General features: G+C 60.9%; 18 protein-coding genes. 5 read left to right on the forward strand and 13 right to left on the reverse strand.

Translation table 11 applies throughout. The annotated features are described in order from the left end of the window. Window positions 1-8 precede the first annotated feature (8 nt). Together pgl and zwf are read right to left on the reverse strand one after the other, a co-directional pair. Window positions 9-722: a 6-phosphogluconolactonase gene (gene pgl, locus NWV16_RS21655; RefSeq protein ID WP_260520688.1), complete on the reverse strand. Its 714-nt coding sequence runs from the start codon at window positions 720-722 to the stop codon at window positions 9-11. Next, a complete protein-coding gene (gene zwf / locus NWV16_RS21660; RefSeq protein ID WP_260520689.1) occupies window positions 709-2,175 on the reverse strand; it encodes a glucose-6-phosphate dehydrogenase in 1,467 nt (488 codons plus the stop codon). Before zwf ends, pgl begins: the two co-directional genes overlap by 14 nt. Window positions 2,176-2,403: 228 nt before the next feature. On the opposite strand from zwf, the gene NWV16_RS21665 reads away from it, so the two are divergent. Continuing rightward, a complete protein-coding gene (locus NWV16_RS21665; RefSeq protein ID WP_169842436.1) occupies window positions 2,404-3,264 on the forward strand; it encodes a MurR/RpiR family transcriptional regulator in 861 nt (286 codons plus the stop codon). A 76-nt stretch (window positions 3,265-3,340) separates the two neighbouring features. Here NWV16_RS21665 and NWV16_RS21670 read toward each other — a convergent pair whose 3' ends face one another. The 11 genes from NWV16_RS21670 to edd form a co-directional block, all read right to left on the reverse strand. Next, complete coding sequence (locus tag NWV16_RS21670) at window positions 3,341-4,195, reverse strand: D-hexose-6-phosphate mutarotase (RefSeq protein ID WP_260520690.1); 855 nt, start codon at window positions 4,193-4,195, stop codon at window positions 3,341-3,343. A 113-nt stretch (window positions 4,196-4,308) separates the two neighbouring features. Beyond that, window positions 4,309-5,658 (reverse strand): carbohydrate porin, encoded by a 1,350-nt coding sequence (locus NWV16_RS21675; RefSeq protein WP_260520691.1) that lies wholly within the window; start codon window positions 5,656-5,658, stop codon window positions 4,309-4,311. Window positions 5,659-5,760: 102 nt separating this feature from the next. Continuing rightward, entirely contained in the window at window positions 5,761-6,921 is a 1,161-nt protein-coding gene (locus NWV16_RS21680; RefSeq protein ID WP_260520692.1) for an ABC transporter ATP-binding protein, read from the reverse strand. 2 nt (window positions 6,922-6,923) lie between these two features. Beyond that, on the reverse strand, window positions 6,924-7,769 hold the full coding sequence (locus tag NWV16_RS21685; RefSeq protein WP_260520693.1) for a carbohydrate ABC transporter permease: 846 nt from the start codon (window positions 7,767-7,769) through the stop codon (window positions 6,924-6,926). Beyond that, entirely contained in the window at window positions 7,762-8,670 is a 909-nt protein-coding gene (locus NWV16_RS21690; RefSeq protein WP_065258491.1) for a carbohydrate ABC transporter permease, read from the reverse strand. Before NWV16_RS21690 ends, NWV16_RS21685 begins: the two co-directional genes overlap by 8 nt. 142 nt (window positions 8,671-8,812) lie before the next feature. Then, window positions 8,813-10,114 (reverse strand): ABC transporter substrate-binding protein, encoded by a 1,302-nt coding sequence (locus NWV16_RS21695; protein WP_260520694.1) that lies wholly within the window; start codon window positions 10,112-10,114, stop codon window positions 8,813-8,815. Window positions 10,115-10,232: 118 nt separating this feature from the next. Beyond that, the gene (locus tag NWV16_RS21700) at window positions 10,233-11,492 is read right to left on the reverse strand and encodes an AGE family epimerase/isomerase (RefSeq protein WP_260520695.1); all 1,260 of its coding nucleotides are present in this window, start codon (window positions 11,490-11,492) and stop codon (window positions 10,233-10,235) included. A gap of 104 nt (window positions 11,493-11,596) precedes the next feature. Then, the gene (locus NWV16_RS21705) at window positions 11,597-13,024 is read right to left on the reverse strand and encodes an ATP-binding protein (protein WP_162803532.1); all 1,428 of its coding nucleotides are present in this window, start codon (window positions 13,022-13,024) and stop codon (window positions 11,597-11,599) included. A gap of 31 nt (window positions 13,025-13,055) precedes the next feature. Further along, on the reverse strand, window positions 13,056-13,787 hold the full coding sequence (locus NWV16_RS21710) for a response regulator (protein WP_260520696.1): 732 nt from the start codon (window positions 13,785-13,787) through the stop codon (window positions 13,056-13,058). Between the two features lie 176 nt (window positions 13,788-13,963). Next, window positions 13,964-14,914, reverse strand: a complete 951-nt coding sequence (locus NWV16_RS21715) for a glucokinase (protein ID WP_260520697.1) — start codon at window positions 14,912-14,914, stop codon at window positions 13,964-13,966. Then, on the reverse strand, window positions 14,911-16,737 hold the full coding sequence (gene edd, locus NWV16_RS21720; protein WP_065258496.1) for a phosphogluconate dehydratase: 1,827 nt from the start codon (window positions 16,735-16,737) through the stop codon (window positions 14,911-14,913). Before edd ends, NWV16_RS21715 begins: the two co-directional genes overlap by 4 nt. Before the next feature lie 221 nt (window positions 16,738-16,958). Between edd and gap the strand changes: the two genes are divergently transcribed. From gap to NWV16_RS21740, 4 genes are all read left to right on the forward strand, one after another. Then, the gene (gap, locus tag NWV16_RS21725) at window positions 16,959-17,960 is read left to right on the forward strand and encodes a type I glyceraldehyde-3-phosphate dehydrogenase (RefSeq protein WP_260520698.1); all 1,002 of its coding nucleotides are present in this window, start codon (window positions 16,959-16,961) and stop codon (window positions 17,958-17,960) included. Between the two features lie 108 nt (window positions 17,961-18,068). Further along, window positions 18,069-18,587 (forward strand): RNA polymerase sigma factor, encoded by a 519-nt coding sequence (locus NWV16_RS21730; protein ID WP_260520699.1) that lies wholly within the window; start codon window positions 18,069-18,071, stop codon window positions 18,585-18,587. Window positions 18,588-18,710: 123 nt separating this feature from the next. Further along, the gene (locus NWV16_RS21735; protein WP_260520700.1) at window positions 18,711-19,676 is read left to right on the forward strand and encodes a FecR domain-containing protein; all 966 of its coding nucleotides are present in this window, start codon (window positions 18,711-18,713) and stop codon (window positions 19,674-19,676) included. 122 nt (window positions 19,677-19,798) lie between these two features. Then, on the forward strand, window positions 19,799-22,384 hold the full coding sequence (locus NWV16_RS21740) for a TonB-dependent receptor (RefSeq protein WP_260520701.1): 2,586 nt from the start codon (window positions 19,799-19,801) through the stop codon (window positions 22,382-22,384). Window positions 22,385-22,410: the final 26 nt, after the last annotated feature.

Genomic DNA, 22,410 nt, shown 5'->3' on the forward strand with positions numbered 1-22,410 from the left:
TCCTTGGCTCATGGGCACCAGTAAATCTCTAGCGTGGGTTGCAGAAACGCGCGAACCGGCATGGCGGCGACGTCGGTGGATGCCAGTGCGGCATTCAGGGTGGTCAGTTTCGACTGACCGGAAATCGACAGAATCTTGTGCCTGGCCGAAGCCAGCAGCGCCCGGCTCATGGTCAGGCGTTGACGCGGCACACTCGGCGCCAGCATCGGCCAGCAACGACGGGTGCCATCGGCTTGCAGGGCTTGCGTCAGGTTCGGACTGTCCGGGAACAGCGATGCGGTATGGCCGTCATCGCCCATGCCCAGCACGAGCACGTCGATGGGTGGCAACTCGGCGAGCAACCGATCGGCGTGCTCGGCAGCCTGCTCGACGTTGGCCGCCGCACTGTAGAGGCTGAGGAACTGCGCCTTGGCTGCCGGGCCCTTGAGCAGATACTGCTTGAGCAGACCGGCGTTGCTGTCGGCGTGCTCAACCGGCACCCAGCGCTCGTCGGCCAGGGTCACGACAACCTTCGACCAGTCCAGCTCCTGCCTGGCCAGGTGCTGGAAAAACGCCACCGGGCTGCGGCCGCCGGACACCACCAGTACGGCGCTGCCGCGTGCGGCCAGTGCCTCGCTCAACTGCTTGGCGACACTCAGCGCCAGGCCTTCGGCGAGCAGCACCGGGCTCTTGAATTCATGGACATTCACGCCCTCGGGCAGCTTCACATCAGATATCGCCATACCACGACCTCCCGTCCCGCGTGATCAGTGCAATGGAACTCATCGGCCCCCACGACCCGGCCGCATACGGCTTGGGCGCATCACCGGATTTCTTCCACCCGGCGATCAACTGGTCACACCATTTCCACGCGGCTTCGATTTCATCTTTACGGACAAACAGGTTCTGATTGCCGTTCATCACTTCCAGCAACAACCGCTCGTAGGCATCGGGAATCCGCGCGCTGCGCCAGGTGTCGGAGAAATTCAGTTGCAACGGACCGCTGCGCAACTGCATGCCCTTGTCGAGGCCCTGATCCTTGGTCATCACCCGCAGGGAAATCCCTTCGTCCGGTTGCAGGCGGATGATCAGTTTGTTGCTGATCTGCAGACGCTGCTCCGGAGCGAAGATGTAGTGCGACGGTTCCTTGAAGTGAATGACAATCTGCGACAGCTTCTGCGGCATGCGCTTGCCGGTGCGCAGGTAGAACGGCACACCGGCCCAGCGCCAGTTGCGGATGTCGGCACGCAGGGCAACGAAGGTTTCGGTATCGCTCTGGGTATTGGAATTCGGCTCTTCGAGGTAGCCCGGTACGGATTTGCCTTCGCTGTGCCCGGCGATGTACTGCCCGCGCACCACCTGAGTGGTCAGGCCTTCCGGGCTGATCGGCGCCAGGGCCTTGAGCACTTTGACTTTTTCATCACGGATGCTGTCGGCGGACAGGTCGGCCGGCGGGTCCATGGCGATCAGGCAAAGCAGTTGCAGCAGGTGGTTCTGGATCATGTCACGCAGTTGGCCGGCCTTGTCGAAATAGCCCCAGCGACCTTCGATGCCGACCTTCTCGGCCACGGTGATTTCCACGTGGGAAATGTAATGCTGGTTCCACTGGGTTTCGAACAGGCTGTTGGCGAACCGCAGGGCGATCAGGTTTTGTACCGTCTCTTTGCCCAGGTAATGGTCGATGCGGTAGGTGCGATTCTCCGGGAAGTATTGCGCCACGGCGTCGTTGACCTTGCGCGAGGATTCCAGGTCCGAGCCGATCGGTTTTTCCAGCACCACGCGGGTGTTTTCCGCCAGACCGACGTTCGCCAGGTTCTCGCAGATCGCGCCGTAAACCGCCGCCGGGGTGGCGAAGTAGGCAATCATGCGTTGCGTATTGCCGGCCAGCTCGGCCAGCGCCGCGTAATCTTCAGCCTTGAGGAAGTCGACGTGCAGGTAGGTCAGGCGCGCCAGAAAGCGCTCGGCCACGGCCTCGTCCAGTTCCTTGCCCACGTAGCGGCGCAGCTCGGCAGCAATGAATGCCAGGTGCTGCTGCTCGGTGCCCGCTTCACGGGCCAGCGCGATAATACGTGTGTCCTCATGCAGCAGGCTGGCGCCATCGAGGTGGTAAAGGGCAGGAAACAGCTTGCGCAGGGCCAGATCGCCCAAGGCGCCGAACAAGGCGAAGGTGCACGGTTCAACCGTAATCGAAGGCATGATGTTTGTTCTTTTATCAAGTTAAGCTACAAATACCTTTTTTCAAGGTATCACTCAAGGGAAAATGTAGTAATAACCACAACATTTTCGCAAAATACAGATTCCGAGTGGTGGTCGATCGGAGCCATCAGTAGGATAGGCCACCGTCACGGGCCCCATCAAAGGCCCAATTTGCATGGCCGCGCGCTTATCGGCGCCGGTGAATCTCAGGAAATCCATATGGACCGCGTGCGAAATTTACTGGAACAGATCCAGAGTCGCCTTGAAGAGCTGAACAAGGCCGAACGCAAAGTCGCCGAAGTGATCCTGCTCAACCCACAGCAGGCCACCCGCTTCAGCATCGCCGCCCTCGCCCAGGCCGCTTCTGTCAGTGAACCGACCGTCAACCGCTTCTGCCGTTCGTTCGGCGTCAGCGGCTACCCCGAACTCAAGCTGCAACTGGCCCAGAGCCTGGCCAGTGGCGCGGCTTACGTCAGCCGCGCAGTGGAAGCCGACGACAATCCCGAGGCTTACACACAAAAGATTTTCGGCAGCGCCATTGCCTCGCTGGACAGCGCCTGCCAGGCGCTCGACCCGAACCTGATCAGCCGCGCCGTCGACCTGTTGATCCAGGCCCGGCAGATTCACTTCTTCGGTCTCGGCGCCTCGGCTCCGGTGGCTCTGGATGCGCAGCACAAATTCTTCCGCTTCAACCTGGCGGTCACCGCCCATGCCGACGTGCTGATGCAACGCATGATTGCTTCGGTGGCGCACACTGGCGAGCTGTTCGTGATCATTTCCTACACCGGGCGTACCCGAGAGCTGGTGGAAGTGGCGCGCATCGCCCGGGAGAACGGCGCCTCGGTGCTGGGCCTGACCGCCGAGAACTCGCCGCTGGCCAAGGCCAGCACCCTGAGCCTGAACATTCCGCTGCCGGAAGACACCGACATCTACATGCCGATGACTTCGCGGATCATTCAGTTGACGGTGCTGGATGTACTGGCGACGGGGATGACCTTGCGTCGCGGGGTGGATTTCCAGCCGCATCTGCGCAAGATCAAAGAGAGCCTGAATGCGAGCCGGTATCCGGTGGGTGACGAGTTCAACTAACTAGGGCCTGATAAATTTTTATTGGATGAGCCGGCCTCATCGCTGGCGAGCCAGCGATGAGGCCGGCAGCAACAAACTAAACTCCAGCCCAAGCCTGCAAACTCAAATGCGCCTTCTCCCCCGGCGCCAGATGCAGGCTGTCGGTGCCCCCCGCCGCCGCTTCGACACAGACAAATTCCGAGACTTCATCCCAGGTCACGCCCAGCAACGGCCGCGCCCCCGGATGCCACACCACCGTGTCCGCACTGTCACCGGTATCGATGCACAATTCACGCTGCCAGGCGTGATCCTTGAGTTGCAATTCGCCGTCGTGCTGGAACACGCGCTGACAGCCGCCATCGACCCGCAACTCACCTTCCTGTTGGCAGACTTCACGGTTCAACTGATCGTATCCGTGCGCCCCTTCGAGCCCAGACAGCGCTATCTCGCTCACGTCGCCAATACGCCAGTAAGCGTGCAAAGCCTGGCTCAACTGGCACGGCATGTCGTCCTGATGCTCGGTACTCAGGCGCAATTCCATGCGTTCGCCCAGGTGCGCGTGCAGATCCACCTGCCAGTCACACAGCTGCAATTGCCAATGCAGGCGTACGCCGTCGTCGGCGGTGCTGCTGTCGAGCAGTTTCCAGTCCAGCAGTCGCGCCCAGCCATGGGACGGCCAAGCGTTTTCACTCGGATGGCGGCCGTACCACGGCCAACAGACGGGTACGCCACCACGGATTGCGCCGACATGCGGCCACTTCGCCGCGCACCATAACCACGGCTTTTGCCCGCGCGGCTGAAAGTGCAGCAATTGCGCCCCCTGACGACTGAACACCGCCTGACACAACGGATGGTCGATCACCAGCACATCGCGCATCTGATAGCGCTCCCAGGCGAACACCGGTCGTTCGCGCAAGGATTTGAAAAAGCGTTGCAGCGGATGCTCATGCATTTGCCACGGTCCTGAACTCGTCTTTCACAGGGCTGCGCCGCCCTCAAAAAAAAGCGGACAGCCTTGGCCGTCCGCAAATATGCGCACATGGAGAGGAGCTTATCGCAACAGCGTTAGAACGTAGACTGAATTTTCAGGCCGGCGACCAAAGCGTTGTCCACTTCATCCACACCACCCGGATGAGTGATGTATTGCAGGTTAGGACGCACGGTCAGCCAGTTGGTGACGTGGAAGCCGTAGTTGATCTCGTAGTTGTATTCGGTCTCGCGAATCGGCGAGAACACCGGATTGTCGTAGTCCGAAACACCGTTGGAGACGTTCAGCAGCTCGGCGTTCTTCTTCACGTCGTCGTTGACGTGGATACGCGCCGCACCGATACCGATGTCATCCTTCGGACGGGCGTCGAACGGGCCTTTGTAGACAAACATCACCGACTGATAGTTATCGATGAAGTTGGTGTCCTTGTCGTGGAACGTGGCGTTGGCCGCGATGTTCAGACCACGGGAAGCGTCACCGTTGTGGCTGGTGAGTTGCTGTTGCGCTACGAACCAGTAGCCGTGCTTGCTGCTGTGGGTGCGGTAGGCATTACCGGTGGTTGCCGCGTCGTTGCCGTTGATGTCTTCACGAACATCGGCGGCATCGGCCGTGCTCTTGTAGTAACCCACACGGTATTCGCCGGGCAGGCTGTTGACTTTCGGCGACCAGACCAGCTCGACCGGCAGCACGGTACCTTTGGTGCCGCTGCCGCTGAGCTTGAAGCCGTTACCGTGTTCCAGCTGCGACGGGTTCTGGTTGTACGCGCCGATCTGCGCGTAGAGCTCGTCGTTGATGTTGTACTTCACGCGGATCGCGGCCTGACTGACAGGCCAGTTGTACCAGATGTTGGTGGCCCAGTTACCGACCTGCGAGCCGCAGAACGCCAGGTTCTGGAAGTCGCACGGGAAGGTATTGAAGTCTTCGCCTTCACCGAAGTAACCGGCCTTGACGTCGAGCTTGTTGTCGAAGAACTGGTGCTGAATCCACAGTTGGGTCAGGCGCACCATGTGGCCACGACCGTAGACTTCCTGCGAGGAAGACAGGGTGCCGGCACGCGGATCGCCAACGCGATCATTGGAGATGTTCTGACCGTTACGGTTGGTCAGCTGGATCTTGGCCTGAGTGTTGTCCCAGCCCCAGAGTTTCTGCAGGTCCAGAGCCACGCCCAGACCGAACTGGTCGCTGTAGCGGCCGGTCTTGTCGTCGTTGTAGCCGCCATGCAGGTTGGCGCCCATCTCACCGACGTAGTCAGCCTTGATGTCGATGCCTTGCTCGATCAATTTGGTCCGCTCGCCACCCCAGTCACCCGTCATCCATTTGGAATCGGAGCTGAATGCATCGGCGGCCATGGCATTGCCGGCCATGACCAATGCGGCCGCGGCTGACACTTGGCAGATCAACCGGGCATTGACGTGTTTCTTTTTCATCCCTACATCCTCGTCTTTATTGTTATTAACTGTTTTTTTCCAACGCGGTTTACATTCCCTGCAGAAATGAGCCTGTTGCAGGCTCACCCCCACATTGATTTCTTACCGACCTTTGAACTGAGCGACATTGGCGCTGTGCGCTTCGGTCTTCGGCAGACCCGCCACACCCAGGCGCTCGCCGCTCTTGGCATCGAACAGCAGCACTTTCGACGGATCGAATTGCAGGGTCAGGGTCTCGCCCACCTGCGGTGCCACGTCCGGCGCCAGTCGGCAGCAAACCTTGGTCTCGTTGAGGTTGACGAACACCAGGGTGTCCGGACCGGTCGGTTCGGTAACCTGCACTTCAGCCTTGATGCCCGGCAGGCCGTTGCCTTCGCCATTGGCCAGCGCGATCTGCTCCGGACGCAGGCCGAGGATCACTTCGCGGTCTTCGAGACCGGCATCCTGCATCGCCATCGGCAGTTCGCAACGGGCCTGGCCGCTGTCAAGCAGCGCCACCAGACGACCGTCCTTGCGTTGCAGGCGCAGCGGGATGAAGTTCATCGGCGGCGAACCGATGAAGCTCGCCACGAACAGGTTGGCCGGGTCGTTGTAGATCTCCTTCGGCGTACCGAACTGCTGGATGATCCCGTCCTTCATCACCGCCACCTTGTCGCCCAGGGTCATCGCTTCGATCTGGTCGTGGGTCACGTAGACGGTGGTGGTTTTCAGACGCTGGTGCATCAGTTTCATTTCGGTGCGCATCTCGACCCGCAGCTTGGCGTCGAGGTTGGACAGCGGTTCGTCGAACAGATAGATCTTCGGTCGACGCGCCAGGGCACGGCCCATGGCGACGCGCTGTTGCTGGCCACCGGAGAGCTGGCCCGGCTTGCGATTGAGCAGGTGCTCGATCTGCAACAGCTTGGCCACCCGGGCGACTTCTTCGTCGATGGCCGATTGAGGCATCTTGCGGATCTTCAGACCGAACTCGATGTTCTCGCGCACGCTCATGGTCGGGTACAGCGCGTAAGACTGGAACACCATGGCGATGTCACGATCTTTCGGGCTCATGCCGCTGACGTCCTGGTCGCCGATCATGATCGCGCCGCCGGTGATGGTTTCCAGGCCGGCGATGCAGTTCATCAGGGTCGACTTGCCGCAGCCCGAAGGCCCGACAAGGATCAGGAACTCACCGTCCTTGATCGACAGTTCGATGTTCTTCAGGGTGTCCGGCAGACCGGCACCGTAGGTCTTGTTTACATTGCGAAGTTCGAGCGTAGCCATGATTACCCCTTGACTGCGCCGGCTGTCAGCCCGCGCACGAAATACTTGCCTGCGACCACATAGACCAGCAGGGTCGGCAGCCCGGCGATCATCGCCGCCGCCATGTCCACGTTGTATTCCTTGGCCCCGGTGCTGGTGTTGACCAGGTTGTTCAGCGCCACCGTGATCGGTTGCGAGTCCCCGCTGGAGAACACCACGCCGAACAGGAAGTCGTTCCAGATCTGGGTGAACTGCCAGATCAGGCAGACCATGATGATCGGGGTCGACATCGGCAGGATGATCCGGCGGAAGATCGTGAAGAACCCCGCACCGTCCAGGCGTGCGGCCTTGATCAGTGCATCCGGAATGCTCACGTAGTAGTTACGGAAAAACAGCGTGGTGAACGCCAGCCCGTAGACCACGTGCACGAACACAAGGCCGGTGGTGGTGCTCGCCAGGCCCATCTTGCCGAGGGTGAACGACGCAGGCAGCAGCACGGTCTGGAACGGCAGGAAGCAGCCGAACAGCAACAGGCCGAAGAACAGCTGCGAACCCTTGAAGCGCCAGAACGACAGCACATAGCCGTTCAACGCACCGATGGCGGTGGAGATGATCACGGCCGGAACGGTGATCTTGATCGAGTTCCAGAAGTAGCCGTCAACGGTCGCCCAGGCTTTCACCCAGCCGATGCCGCTGACCACGGTCGGCCAGCTCAGCAGGTTGCCGGTGGAGATGTCTTCCGGGGTCTTGAAGCTGGTCAGCAGCATGACCACCAGCGGCACCAGATACAGCAGGACCGCAAGGATCAGCACCGCGTAGATCGCGATGCGACTCAGGCTGATGGAAGGTTTGACAGCGAGACTAGTCATGACGCTTGGTCCTCAGCTCGGAGTACAGGTAAGGCACGATGATCGCCAGGATCGCACCGAGCATCAGGATTGCACTGGCCGAGCCCATGCCCATCTGCCCACGGCTGAAGGTGAACGAGTACATGAACATCGCCGGCAAATCGGAGGAGTAACCCGGGCCGCCGGCCGTCATGGCCGCCACCAGGTCGAAGCTCTTGATCGCGATGTGCGCCAGAATCATCACCGCACTGAAGAACACCGGACGCAGGCTTGGCAGCACCACTTTCCAGTAAATGTGCGGCATGCTCGCGCCGTCGATCTGGGCGGCACGGATGATCGACTGATCAACGCCACGCAGACCGGCGAGGAACATCGCCATGATGAAGCCCGAGGCTTGCCAGACCGCCGCGATCACCAGGCAATACACCACACGATCCGGGTCGATCAGCCAATCGAGACGGAAGCCTTCCCAGCCCCAGTCCCGCAGCAATTTGTCCAGGCCCATGCCCGGGTTGAGCAGCCATTTCCACGCGGTACCGGTGACGATCATCGAGAGCGCCATCGGGTACAGGTAAATGGTGCGGATAAAGCCTTCGCGACGGATTCTCTGGTCGAGGAAAATCGCCAGCGTCACGCCGATCACCAGGGTGATGGCGATGAACATGCCGCCGAACACGGCCAGGTTCTTGCTCGCCACCCACCAGCGGTCGTTGTCGAACAGCCGTGCGTACTGCGCCAGCCCTGCCCACTTGTAGTTCGGCAGGAAGGTCGACGAGGTGAACGACAGGACAAACGTCCAGAGGATATAGCCATAGAAGCCCACCAGAACGATGAACATGCTCGGCGCCAGTACCAGTTTCGGTAGCCAGCGCTGCAATGCGTCGAACGGCGAGGCCTTGCTGAACACAGCAACAGAACTCATGGGAAGATCCAGTAGAAGGATTAAGAATTACGGATGCGATCCCTGTGGGAGCCAGCCTGCTGGCGATTGCGTTGTGTCAGCTCACACTTTCAGTGGCTGACAGTCCGCTATCGCGAGCAGGCTCGCTCCTACAGGCCAAGCATTACTTGGCAGCCTTGACGGCAGTGCCGAGTTTTTTGGCCGCGTCGGCCGGGTCGGCTTTCGGGTCGTTGATGTAGTTGGTCACGACATCGAAGAACGCACCCTGTACGGCCAGCGTGGTCGCCATGTTGTGCGCCATGCTCGGCTGCAGGCCGCCGGTCTTGGCGTCTGCCAGGAAGTCCTTGGCAGCGGTCTGGGCGCAGGAGTCGAAACCGTACTTGCCCATGTCGGCGAGCATGTCGTTGCGCACAGGGATCGAACCCTTGTTGATGCTGAAGACTTTCTGGAAGTTTTCACCCAGCACGACTTTGGCGATGTCCTGCTGACCGGCCGCGGTGCCCGCGTCCTTCTGCTTGAACACGGCCAGGGAGTCGATGTTGTAGGTGAACGCCTTGTCGGTGCCCGGGAAGGCTACGCACTCGTAATCCTTGCCGGCGACTTTCTTGGCGGCGGTCCATTCGGACTTGGCCCAGTCGCCCATGATCTGCATGCCGGCCTTGCCGTTGATGACCTTGGCCGCTTCCAGATTCCAGTCCTGGCCTTTGCCGTCGACGTCCATGTAGGTCGCGACTTTCTTCAGCTCGGTCAGGGCCTTGACCATTTCCGGACCGGTCAGGGCAGCGTTGTCCAGATCGACCAGGGCTTTCTTGTAACCATCAACGCCCATCACCGACAGCACGACCGCTTCGAACACAGTGCTGTCCTGCCAAGGCTGACCGCCGTGAGCCAGCGGAATGAAGCCCGCAGCCTTGAGCTTGTCACCGGCGGCGTAGAATTCTTCAAGGGTGGTCGGGGCTTTGGCGATACCGGCCTTTTTGAAGACTTCCGGGTTGATCCACAGCCAGTTCACGCGGTGAATGTTCACCGGCACGGCCACGTAATCACCGTCGTACTTCACGGTATCGGAGACTTTCTTGTCGAGCAGGCTGTCCCACTTCTCGGACTTGGAAACGTCCTTCAGCACGTCCGTGTCGAGCAGACCGGTCGAGGCCCATTCCTGGATGTCGGGGCCTTTGATCTGGGCCACGCCTGGCGGGTTGCCGGCGACGGCACGGCTTTTCAGCACGGTCATGGCAGTCGCACCGCCACCGCCGGCGACAGCGCCGTCTTTCCAGGTGAAACCGTCTTTTTCCACTTGTGCCTTGAGCACATCGACGGCGGCTTTTTCGCCACCGGAAGTCCACCAATGCACGACTTCCACCGAACCTTTGGATTCGGCAGCGGAAACACTCAGGGGCAGCACAGCGAGCGGGAACAGGGAGGCGACAGAAATGACAGTAGCGAGGCGAGAAATCGCATTCATCTGAGATGTACCTTTCTTGTTGTTATGCATGCAAGTCTGGTGCTTGCGCTGCACACGAGTTTAAACAGAGCGTTTCCCCTCGCAGGTAACGAAGGGACGCGCAAATGTCACCGCATGGTTACACAGGAACGGGCCGGGACGACTGCGCCAGCGCCGTCGCCATGCTCGGCGCCAGCGGCAGCCGCGGAATCAGCACCGCCTGCCAGGCGTGATACAGATCGGGTTTGCCCGCCCAGATATCGGCACTTGGACGGTTCTGCGGATCGAGTTCGTGGTGCCAGCTGCCGTCGCAGCGGTCGATGAAATTCGCTTCGCAGAATTCCCAGAATAGCCGGTACCAGGCTTCGTACTGCGCATCGCCGGTGCGCTTGAGCAAGGCACTGGCGGCGGCGCTGGCTTCGGCGTGGGTCCAGTGCAAGCGATGGCGCACCACGGCTTTGTTGTTCCAGTCGAGGGTGTAGACAATGCCCGGGGCGCCATCGACATCCCAGCCATGACGGCAGTTGTGCTCGAACAGCTTCTGCGCATCGGTGACCAGCCAGCCGGGCGTGAGCATGCCGGCCTGCACCCGCGCCGCTTCGAGGTGCAGCAACAGCCGCGCCCACTCGAAACCGTGGCCCGGCGTGGTGCCGTAGGGGCGGAAGCCGTCGGCGGGATTGTCATGGTTGTAATCGCGCAGCGGCTGCCAGTTTCGGTCGAAATGTTCGATCACCAGGTAATCGTTGGCGGCGGCATGACCGTGGATCACCCGCTCGACGATACGCTGTGCACGCACCAGCCAGCGCGGGTCTTCGGTGGCATCGGCCAGCGCGAGGAACGCTTCGGTGGCGTGCATGTTGCTGTTGGCGCCGCGGTAGGCTTCTTCTTCGCGCCAGTCACGGTTGAAGAATTCGCGCATGGCGCCCTCTTCTTCGCTCCAGAAATACGTGTCAATGATGTCGATGGCATCGTCCAGCAATGCCTGCGCGCCGGGACGCTGGGCGACCACGGCGGAGCTCGCCGCGAGGGCCACGAAAGCATGCAGATAAGCATTCTTGCCGGTGTTGCCGTCGCGGTGTTCGGCGACGGCGAACCAGCCACCGTGCAGCGCATCACGCAACGGACCGCGCAATGCCGCAATGCCGTGATCAACCAGGTCGGCGAATCCCGGCAGGCCCTGAATGTGGGCCATGGCGAAGCTGTGGGTCATGCGCGCGGTGTTCATGGTTTCGGCTTGCGCGCCGGCCTGGAGCTGACCGCGCTCATCGAGGTTGCCGAAGCCTTCGGGCAATCGTGAAGCCTTGGCAAACGCCAGCAGGCGCAGGCCTTCATCGGCGAGCCATTGCTGGTGGGCAGGGGCGTTCAGCCAACTGCTGAAGCCCGGATTGAAGAGATCCATGGAAGGCCTTTTTTGTTGTTATGACTGCGGGCAGTCTAAACAACGGGGCGGGGCTGGCTTGTAACGAAGGGGACGGGTTTTGTCACCATCCGGTGACATTCGGATCAATCCGCCGAGCGCGGCAATTGCAGGGTCACGCGCAATCCGCCTTCACGCAGATTTTGCAACGTCACTTCACCGCCATGACTATGGGCAATGTTGCGGGCGATCCCCAACCCGAGCCCATACCCCTGCTGCTGTCCCGCCAAGCGGAAGTGCGGCTCGAACACCTGCTCCAGCCGCTGCTCCGGCACGCCAGGCCCTTCGTCATCGACGTGCAGCACGAAAGCGCTTTCGTCGTCGTCAATGTGCAGGTGTGCGTTCTGCCCGTACTTCAATGCATTGTCGATCAGGTTGCCGATGCAGCGCTTGAGCGCCAATGGCTTGCCCGGATACGCCGCCAGCGCCCGTCCCTGCTGGGTTACGCGGCCATTGCCGTTGGGCGCCAGATAGGGTTCCACCAGACAGTCGAGCACATGGTTCAGATCCACCGGCTCGATGTTTTCGTGAATATCGGTGTCCTTCACGCATTGCAGCGCGCCTTTGACCAGCAGTTCCAGCTCGTCCAGATCGCGGCCGAACTTGGTTTGCAGTTGTTCGTCTTCGAGCAGTTCGACCCGCAGTCGCAGGCGGGTGATCGGCGTGCGCAGGTCATGGGAAATCGCGCTGAACAACTGACTGCGCTCGGTGAGGTAACGACTGATGCGTTCGCGCATGGTGTTGAACGCACGACCCACTTCCACCACCTCACTGCCACCGCCCTCGGCCACCGGCTCGACGTCCGCGCCCAGCGACAAGTCCCGGGCCGCCCGCGCCAGACGCTTGAGCGGCCGGCTCTGCCAATGCACCAGCAAGCCGATGAACAACAACAGAAAACCGCTGGTGAAGACAATGAACCACACCTGCTGCGTCGGCAGGCCTTGCTCTTCGAGACTGGTGTAGGGCTCGGGCAACAGCGAGGCGATGTACAGCCATTCACCGGGCGCCAACTGGATCTGAGTCACCAGGACCGGCGGATTCACCGGTTCCAGGGTCAGTGCGTAATGCGCCCAGGAGCGTGGCAACTCATCGAGCTTCAAACCGGCGTTGAAGATCCGCAGATCATCGGGGCTGACGAAGGTCACCAGAATGTCGGTGTCCTGGCCCAATGACTGACGCAGCACTTCATCCACCGCCTGGAGCACCGCTGCCTTGCGCGGTGTGACCGGCAGCACTTCCATGCCCAGCGGTTTGTCGTTCAGTGTCACCACAAATCGCGTGCCACCCATGCTGCGCAACTGATCGAGCACCAATGGCCGGTAGGCCACCGGTAGCGAACGGAAGTAACTGACGCTGGCGGTCATCGAGTGGGCGAGGCTGCGGGCGCTGGTGACCAGGCCTTCGAGCTGGGTCGCGCGCAACTGGGACACCCAGATCACGCTGGACAACGTCTGCGCAAACAACACCGCCAGCAACGTCAGCAGCAACATCCGCCCGAGCAGCGAGCGCGGCATCGGCACTTTGCTTGCGATGTTGCGCAGAAACTCAGTGGCCATTGCCGGCAACCACATTGGCCGCCAGTTGGTAGCCGCTGCCGCGCACGGTACGGATCAATCGTGGCGGCTTTTCGGTGTCGCGCAGGCGCTGACGCAAACGGCTGACGGCCATATCGACGATCCGATCGAGAGGCATCAGATCCCGGCCACGGGTGGCATTGCCGATGGTGTCGCGATCGAGGATTTCCTGGGGGTGATCGAGGAACAGCTTGAGCAGTGCGAAGTCGGCGCCGGACAGAATCACTTCCTCGCCGTCGTTGTGGAACAGTCGATGACTGACCATGTCCAGTCGCCACTCATCGAAGGCCAGCACTTCACTGCCGCTGCGCTCCTGACCGAACTGGGCGCGGCGCAGCAAGGCCTTGATTCGCGCTTGCAGTTCGCGAGGGCTGAAAGGTTTGCCGAGGTAGTCGTCGGCGCCCAGCTCCAGACCGATCACCCGATCGGCCTCGTCGGAGCTGGCGGTGAGCATGATGATCGGCACCTGGGCCTGACGCGGATGCTGACGCACCCAGCGGCACAGGCTGAAGCCGTCTTCATCGGGGAGCATGACATCAAGGATCACCAGATCGCTCGGTGCCTCGTTCAGCGCCTGGCGAAAACCGGCGCCGTCGGCCGTGGCCCGTACCTGAAAACCCGCGCGGGTCAGGTAGGTTTCCAGCAACTCGCGTATCTCCTGGTCGTCATCGACCAACAAAATCGACTTGTTGACTGAACTCACTTCGAAGGCATCCTTGTTGTTGGAATTGGGCGGATTATGCCTTAAGAACCTTGGTTTTTTGTTGTCTGTTCTGGCCTCTTCGCTGGCAAGCCAGCTCCCACAGGAATGCAGACATTTTCAGAATGTGAACAAGACCTTGTGGGAGCTGGCTTGCCAGCGATGAAAGCGACTCGGCTTCAAGCCTGTTCGAGCGCCACTCCCGCACCGACGAGCCCCGAGTACGGCGCCGTCACCAGCCACACCGGAATGCCCTTGAAGTAATCGCTCATGCAGCCCTTGTCGGCAAAGCTGCGGGCGAAACCGCTTTCGAGGAAGAAATCGGCAAAGCGCGGAATCACGCCGCCAACGATGTACACGCCGCCGCGACCGCCAGTGGTCAGGACATTATTGCCGGCCACACGACCGAGCCAGCAGCAGAACTGCTCCAGCACTTCCAGGGCAATCGGATCGCCCGCAAGGCCCGCTGCAGTGATGGCTTCCGGCGTATCGAATTTGGGCTCATGGCCATCCACCGCGCAGATCGCCCGGTACACCCGAGGCAGGCCAGCGCCGCTCAACGCCGTTTCCGCGCTGACGTGGCCGATTTCATTATGGATGTGTTGCCAGAGCTGGGTTTCACGCGGGCTGCTCAGCGGCAGGTCGACGTGACCACCTTCCCCCGGCAACGCGGCAAACCGGCCTTCGCCCAGATCGAGCAGGGTGCCGACACCCAGACCGGTGCCCGGGCCGATCACCACCGCCGGACGCAACGGCTCTGGCTCGCCTTCGCAGACCACACGGAATTCGCCGGGCTGCAAACGGGTCATGCCCAGCGCCATGGCCGAGAAGTCGTTGATCAGCAGCAATTGCTCGACCTGCAACGCCTGGCAGAACGCCTTGCGGCTCAGGCGCCAATGGTTGTTGGTGAACTTGAATTCGTCGCCGCTGACAGGACCTGCCACCGACAGGCATACCGAACCGATGGCGCCCGGCGCCAGGCCGAGCCCGCTCAGGTAGAGGCTGATTGCCTCTTCCGGGCTGGCGTGGTCGGCTGTGGCCAGCACCTGTACCGATTCGAGCTGTTGATCTTTCCACAACGCGAACCGCGCGTTGGTGCCTCCGATGTCACCGACCAAAGCCAGTTTCAATTAAGCGTCTCCAGGGCAGAAGTGAAGGCGCTGGCGCCCTGCTCTGCCGAGCTGAAGGCCAGACGCATGAAGCCAAACAGTTCGCGACCGCTGCCGATGTTGTTGCCCAACAGGCCTTTGGCGGGTTCGCGCGCTGCAAATTCGGCGGCGTCCACCTTGAGTTCCAAAGTACCTTTGACGCCATCGACGCGGATGATATCGCCCTCTTGCACGCGCGCCAAAGCGCCACCCACATAAGCTTCCGGACTGACGTGGATCGCCGCCGGGATTTTCCCCGACGCGCCGGACATACGCCCGTCGGTGACCAGCGCCACCTTGAAACCGCGATCCTGCAGCACGCCGAGGAACGGCGTCATCTTGTGCAGTTCCGGCATGCCGTTGGATCGCGGACCCTGGAAGCGCATCACCGCGACAAAATCCTTTTCCAGCAGACCGGCCTTGAAAGCGTCGGCCAGATCCTGTTGATCCTGAAACACCATCGCCGGCGCTTCGACGATCTGGTTTTCCAGTGCCACCGCAGACACCTTCATCACACCACGACCGAGGTTGCCTTCCATCACCCGCAAGCCGCCCTCTGCCGAAAACGCACGGGCCACCGGACGCAGGATGTTTTCGTCGAGGCTTTCGGTCGGGCCTTCGCGCCACACCAACTTGCCGTTATCCAGGAACGGCTCTTTGGTGTACTGGCTCAGGCCATGGCCGAGCACGGTGTTGACGTCTTCGTGCAGCAGCCCGGCCTCGAGCAGTTCGCGGATCAGGAACGACATGCCGCCCGCCGCCTGGAAGTGGTTGATATCGGCCTTGCCGTTCGGATAAACGTGGCTCAGGGTCGGCACGACTTCGGAGAGGTCGGCCATGTCCTGCCAGGTCAGTTGAATGCCCGCCGCCATGGCGATGGCCGGCATGTGCAGGGTGTGGTTGGTCGAGCCGCCGGTGGCATGCAGCGCGACGATCGAGTTGACCAGCGCCTTCTCGTCGACGATTTCGCCGATCGGCAGGAAGTTGCCGTTCTGTTTGGTCAGACGCGTGACCTGATGCGCGGCTTCGCGGGTCAGGGCCTCGCGCAGCGGCGTGTTCGGATTGACGAAGGACGCGCCCGGCAGGTGCAGGCCCATGACTTCCATCAGCAACTGGTTGGTGTTGGCGGTGCCGTAGAAGGTGCAGGTGCCGGGGCTGTGGTAGGACTTCATTTCCGATTCCAGCAGCTCTTCACGGGTCGCCTTGCCTTCGGCGTACTTCTGCCGCACGTCGGCTTTTTCCTTGTTGGAAATCCCCGAGACCATCGGCCCGCCCGGCACGAAGATCGTCGGCAGGTGACCGAAACGCAGCGAGCCCATCATCAGGCCCGGCACGATCTTGTCGCAGATGCCGAGCATCAGCGCGCCGTCGAACATGTTGTGGGACAGCGCCACCGCCGTCGACATCGCGATCACTTCACGGCTCGGCAGGCTCAGTTCCATGCCCGGCTCGCCCTGGGTAACGCCGTCGCACATGGCCGGGGTACCGCCGGCGAACTGGCCGACCGAACCGATTTCGCGCAGCGCGTTCTTGATCTGTTGCGGGAAGACTTCGTACGGCTGGTGTGCCGAGAGCATGTCGTTATACGACGACACAATGGCGATGTTCGCCGAGTTCATCATCCGCAGACTGTGCTTGTCTTCGCTGCCGCATCCGGCCACGCCGTGGGCGAAGTTGGCGCACTGCAGCTTGCCGCGCATCGGCCCGTCGGTTGCAGCGCCGCGAATCAGCGCAAGGTAAGCCTGACGCGTGGCGCGGCTGCGGGCGATAAGCCGTTCGGTGACCTCAAGAACGCGGGGATGCATGTGTAGAACTCCAGGCTAACGGATGTGGCGACCTGATTGTCTATGCTGACCAAGGCGCCCGCACGCGTGGGATGACGGGCGGTTTCCTTGACCATTCGGACCAGTTGATTCAGGTCACTCGTTGTAGATAAAACAAAATACTGCCACCAAAAAGGCTTGTTTTCTATTTTTTTGCGAATAATCTTGTAATTCCAACAACAAAACGACGGTGGCGCTGCTCAATGACTCTTCGAATCGCAATCAATGGTTTTGGCCGCATCGGCCGTAATGTCCTGCGCGCACTGTATACCCAGGGCTATCGTCAGGATTTGCAGATCGTCGCCATCAACGATCTGGGCGACAGCGCGATCAATGCGCATTTGCTCAAATACGATACCGTTCACGGCACGTTCGATGCTGAAGTTGCGCATGACAACGAAAGTCTGACCGTCAACGGCGACCGCATTTCTGTCAGCGCCATCCGCAACCCCGCCGAACTGCCATGGGCGGCGGAAAAGATTGATGTGGTGTTCGAATGCACCGGCCTGTTCACCGACCGGGCCAAAGCCGCCGCGCATATTACTGCCGGTGCGCGCAAAGTCATCATCTCGGCCCCGGCCAAGGGCGCCGATGCCACCGTGGTTTATGGTGTGAACCACGACATTCTGCGCCAGTCGCACCAGATCATTTCCAACGCCTCGTGCACCACCAACTGCCTGGCCCCGGTGGCCCAGGTGCTGCACCGGGAACTGGGTATCGAAAGCGGTCTGATGACCACCATCCATGCCTACACCAACGACCAGAACCTGACCGACGTCTATCACACCGACCCGTACCGCGCCCGTTCCGCCACGCAGAACATGATCCCGAGCAAGACCGGCGCCGCCGAAGCCGTGGGCCTGGTGCTGCCGGAACTGGCCGGCAAGCTGACCGGCATGGCCGTGCGCGTGCCGGTGATCAATGTGTCGCTGGTGGACCTTACCGTGCAACTCAAGCGCGAAGCCTCGGCCGACGAAGTGAACGCCTTGATGAAAGCCGCGAGCCAGCATTCGAAAATCCTCGGCTACAACGCCCTGCCGCTGGTCTCGAGCGACTTCAACCATAACCCGCTGTCGTCGATCTTCGACGCCAACCACACCAAATCCAGCGGCAAACTGCTGAAGGTGCTGGCCTGGTACGACAACGAATGGGGCTTCTCCAACCGCATGCTCGATAACTGCCTGGCGCTGTGCAACGCGGAATAAAACGCCTGCCCCCTCCCACAGGTTTTTGATTTCAATCCGAAATCAACACTTGACCACTCGAGCGGATGATAAGCATTATCATTCGCTCGAAATGGATCAGGCCCTCCCGTGAGTCAGTCGCAGTTCAATCACGTTTTCCTCGCCCAGCGCACGTCACTGCTGCGTACGCTGGAACGCATGGTCAACAATCACAGCACCGCCGAAGACCTGTTGCAGGAAACCTACCTACGGGTCACGCGGGCGCTGAGCGAACGAGCCATCGATCACCTTGAACCCTTCGTCTTCCAGACCGCACGCAACCTGGCGCTGGACCATTTGCGTGCCCGCAAGATTCATTCGCGAACCATGGTCGACGACGTGCCGCAGGACGTGGTGCAAAGTGTCGCCGCCCCCGCCAGCAGCGCCGAAGACGCCGCCCATGCCGAACAATTGCTGGAGCGCCTGAACGTGAGCCTTGGTGAACTCAGCCCTCGACAGCAGCAAATCTTCATCCTCAGCCGTCTGCACGGTCACAGTTACCAGGAGATCGCCGAAGAGCTGAGCGTTTCTCTCAGCACGGTACAGAAAGAACTCAAACTGATCATGACCATCTGCATCGGTGTCGCCGAGCGTTTGAATGACGCCTGATGCTGTAGGGCTTTTCTGTATACCTCAGGATCGACTGCACTGATCATCGGGCTTTGTTACCCTTGCCCGACTTTTACGCTTCACTAAAAAACAGCCGTGCACAGACACTGCCGAGGAAAAACCGTGACGGACATCCACCGCCCTCCTTCGCCCGACACGGCGCAGGACGCTGCCAATGCAATGGACCAAGCTCTGGATTGGCTCATTGTGCTCGGCAGCCCGGACGAGGAGCAGTCCCGGCAGTTTCATGCCTGGCTGGCGGCCGATCCGTTGAACGCCCAGGCATTCGCCAAGGCCCAAGCGATCTGGGACGGCCCGCAGATCGCCCAGTGCGCGCAAGACCTCGCGACCAAACCAAAGAAAGTCACCGTCCTCACACGCCTGCGACCGCACTGGAAACCGCTGGCCACCGCAGCGGTGCTGATTCTCGGACTGTTCAGTTTCAGCAACCTGCCGATGCGTCTGCAGGCCGATCACCTGACGGTGGTCGGCGAGCGTCAACGCTTGCAGCTTGAGGACGGTTCGAAAGTCCTGCTCAACACCAATTCCGCCTTTTCCAGCACGATCAACGATCGTCAGCGGGTGGCACGCCTGTATCAAGGCGAAGCGTTTTTCGAGATTCCGGCCAGCCGCAGCCAACCGCTGGAAATCGACGCCGGGCCGGTGAAAGCCAGCGTGCAAGACACCGCGTTCGCCGTGCGCTATCTGGATGGCGTGGCGCAGGTGCAAGTGCAACGTGGCGACGTCGATCTGCGTACGACCCGTGACGATGCCCGCGTGCGTCTGTCCGCCGGGGAAAGCATCCGCATCGGCCCGAATGGTTTCGACCGTCCGGCCAAGGCCGATGCCGCCACCGATCTGGCGTGGGTGCAAGGGCGGCTGATCTTCGAGAACTGTCCGCTGAGCCAGGTGCTGGCGGAGCTGCGCCGCTATTATCCGGGCTTCATCATCAACACCAATGAACACTTGGCCGACGTCGCCGTCACCGGCAATTACCGTCTCGACCAGCCGCTGGATGTGGTGCGTTCGCTTGCTCACATCACCTCAGCCAGGCTTCAGGAATTCCCGGCGTTGGTGATCCTGAACTAAATGAGAATTATTTTTACTCGATAGCCGAAGCTCGTTCGTCTCGTTATAGCCAATGCAATTGATTCGCATCTTTGGACGTGAATCAGCACCTATAAAGATTCGTGCGACACGGAGCGCTATCGATGTCCTCACGCCTTACCCGCCAGACTTCCTCCCCTTCCCGCGTACTGTCGCTGCTGACCGCCGCCATCCTGATGGCCGGCACCGCGCCGCTGATGGCCGCCAACGAGCAGCCGGTACGTAACATGGGCGATTACGCGTTCGCCATCGGCCAGCAACCGCTGGTGTCGGCGCTCAACGCGTTCACTGCCGTCACCGGCTGGCAGGTCGGCTTGCCGGCTGAATTGGGTAAAGGCGTGTCGTCGCCGGGCGTGCGTGGTTCGCTGCCACCGGAAAAAGCCCTGGAGCGCTTGTTGGTGGGGACCAACCTGAGCTTCCGTAAAATCAGCCACAACAATGTCGTGCTGGAAAAACGCATCAACAGCGGCGCACTCAACCTCGAGCAGGTAACCATCAGCGCCACCCGTCAGGAACAGTCAGTCAACAGCGTACCGGCCACCGTCACCGTGCAGACCCGACAGGATCTGGACCGCAACAACGTCAACACCATCAAGGATCTGGTGCGCTACGAGCCGGGCGTCTCCGTGGGCGGCGCCGGCCAGCGCGGCGGGATCAGCGGCTACAACATTCGCGGCATCGACGGTGACCGCATTCTGACTCAAGTAGATGGTGTGGAGGTACCGGACGGCTTCTTCAACGGCCCGTACGCCAAGACCCAGCGCAACTACGTCGACCCGGAAATCGTCAAACGTGTGGAAATCCTCCGCGGCCCGGCCTCGGTGCTGTACGGCAGCAACGCCATCGGCGGCGCGGTGAGCTATTACACCCTCGACCCGGACGACATCATCAAGCCCGGCAAAGATGTCGGCGCCCGCCTGAAGACCGGCTACAGCTCCGCCGACGACAGTTGGCTGAAATCCGCCACCGTCGCCGGTCGCGCCGACCAGTTCGACGGTTTGCTGCACTACAGCCGGCGCGACGGCCATGAAACCGATTCCTACGGCAGCAATAACGGCACCGGCCTGGAGCGCACCGCCGCCAACCCGGAAGACGTGAAAGCCACCAACGTTCTGGCCAAGATCGGCTGGAACTACAACGAAGGTTCGCGTCTGGGCCTGACCTACGAAAAGTACAAGGATGATCGCGACACCGATCAGAAAAGTGCTTACGGCGGCCCGTTCTTCAACGGTGCCCCGACCATTTCCAACAGCGTGCTGCCCGGCGGCATGTACCAGTGGCGCACCGGCAACGACACCGTCACCCGTGAGCGTTTCGGCCTGGAACACAGCTTCGCCCTCGACAGCCTGCTGGCCGACAACGTGAAGTGGAGCCTCAACCACCAGACCGCCAAGACCGACCAGAGCACCGACGAGTTTTACTACCCGATGACCCGTAAAGTGCTGCGTACCCGCGACACGATCTACGAAGAAAAACAATGGGTGTTCGATGCGCAACTGGACAAGGCATTCGCCATCGGTGACACCGATCACGTGCTGACCTACGGCACCACGATCAAACAGCAAAAGGTCACCGGTTCACGCAGCGGCGACGGCAAGTGCCTGGCAGTCGGTCGCGGTTGCACCGCCATCGGCGCCACCAGTGCGACCGACGTGCTGAAGAAGTCCAGCGACTTCCCTGACCCGACCATCAACACCTACAGCCTGTTCGCCCAGGATCAGATCAGCTGGAACAAATGGACCTTCCTGCCGGGCCTGCGCTACGACTACACCCAGCTCAAGCCACATATCACTCAGGAGTTCCTCAACACCGTGGCCGCCGACGGCAAGGGCACGGTCAGCGATCAAAACAAGACCTGGCATAAAGTCTCGCCGAAATTCGGCCTGACCTACGCCCTGACCGACAACTACACCTGGTACGGTCAATACGCCGAAGGCTTCCGCACCCCGACCGCGAAAGCGCTGTACGGTCGCTTCGAGAACAGCACCACCGGCTACAACGTGGCGCCGAACCCGAACCTGGAACCGGAAAAGAGCAAAAGCTATGAAACCGGTCTGCGCGGCAACTTCGAGCAAGGCTCGTTCGACGTGGCGGTGTTCTATAACAAGTACCGCGACTTCATCAACGAAGACGCCGTCACCCCGGGCTACAGCGAGCTGACCTTCCAGTCCAGCAACATCAAGCACGCCACCATCAAGGGTGCCGAAGTCAAAGGTCGCCTGAACCTGGATTCCTTCGGCGCGCCGCAAGGTCTGTACACCCAGGGTTCGATTTCCTACGCCTACGGACGCAACAACGACAACGGCGAGCCGCTCAATAGCGTCAATCCTCTGACCGGCGTATTCGGTCTGGGTTACGACCAGGACAACTACGGCGGCCTGCTGAGCTGGACCGTTGTGAAGAAAAAGGATCGCGTCGACGACACCAACTTCAAGTCGCCGGACGGTGTCAGCAGTCAATTCAAATCCCCGGGCTTCGGCATTCTCGATCTGGCCGGCTACTACAAGGTCACCGACGACGTCACCGTCAGCGGCGGCATCTACAACCTGACCGACAAGAAATACTGGTTGTGGGATGACGTGCGCGGTTACGACAGCGTCGGCGAAGCTTCGGTGACACAACCGGCCAACCTCGATCGCCTGACCCAGCCGGGTCGCAACTTCGCGATCAATCTGGTCTGGGATATCTGATCCGCCCCACCTCACTGCGTGTGTGA

Source organism: Pseudomonas sp. BW7P1 (assembly GCF_024981055.1).
GTDB lineage: Bacteria > Pseudomonadota > Gammaproteobacteria > Pseudomonadales > Pseudomonadaceae > Aquipseudomonas > Aquipseudomonas bananamidigenes.

Bases quoted from the DNA above. Each gene is read 5' to 3' on its own strand.
- pgl (WP_260520688.1), bottom strand. From the start codon at position 722: ATGGCGATATCTGATGTGAAGCTGCCCGAGGGCGTGAATGTCCATGAA.
- zwf (WP_260520689.1), bottom strand. From the start codon at position 2,175: ATGCCTTCGATTACGGTTGAACCGTGCACCTTCGCCTTGTTCGGCGCC.
- NWV16_RS21670 (WP_260520690.1), bottom strand. From the start codon at position 4,195: ATGCATGAGCATCCGCTGCAACGCTTTTTCAAATCCTTGCGCGAACGA.
- NWV16_RS21675 (WP_260520691.1), bottom strand. From the start codon at position 5,658: ATGAAAAAGAAACACGTCAATGCCCGGTTGATCTGCCAAGTGTCAGCC.
- NWV16_RS21680 (WP_260520692.1), bottom strand. From the start codon at position 6,921: ATGGCTACGCTCGAACTTCGCAATGTAAACAAGACCTACGGTGCCGGT.
- NWV16_RS21685 (WP_260520693.1), bottom strand. From the start codon at position 7,769: ATGACTAGTCTCGCTGTCAAACCTTCCATCAGCCTGAGTCGCATCGCG.
- NWV16_RS21690 (WP_065258491.1), bottom strand. From the start codon at position 8,670: ATGAGTTCTGTTGCTGTGTTCAGCAAGGCCTCGCCGTTCGACGCATTG.
- NWV16_RS21695 (WP_260520694.1), bottom strand. From the start codon at position 10,114: ATGAATGCGATTTCTCGCCTCGCTACTGTCATTTCTGTCGCCTCCCTG.
- NWV16_RS21700 (WP_260520695.1), bottom strand. From the start codon at position 11,492: ATGGATCTCTTCAATCCGGGCTTCAGCAGTTGGCTGAACGCCCCTGCC.
- NWV16_RS21705 (WP_162803532.1), bottom strand. From the start codon at position 13,024: ATGCCGCGCTCGCTGCTCGGGCGGATGTTGCTGCTGACGTTGCTGGCG.
- edd (WP_065258496.1), bottom strand. From the start codon at position 16,737: ATGCATCCCCGCGTTCTTGAGGTCACCGAACGGCTTATCGCCCGCAGC.
- gap (WP_260520698.1), top strand. From the start codon at position 16,959: ATGACTCTTCGAATCGCAATCAATGGTTTTGGCCGCATCGGCCGTAAT.
- NWV16_RS21740 (WP_260520701.1), top strand. From the start codon at position 19,799: ATGTCCTCACGCCTTACCCGCCAGACTTCCTCCCCTTCCCGCGTACTG.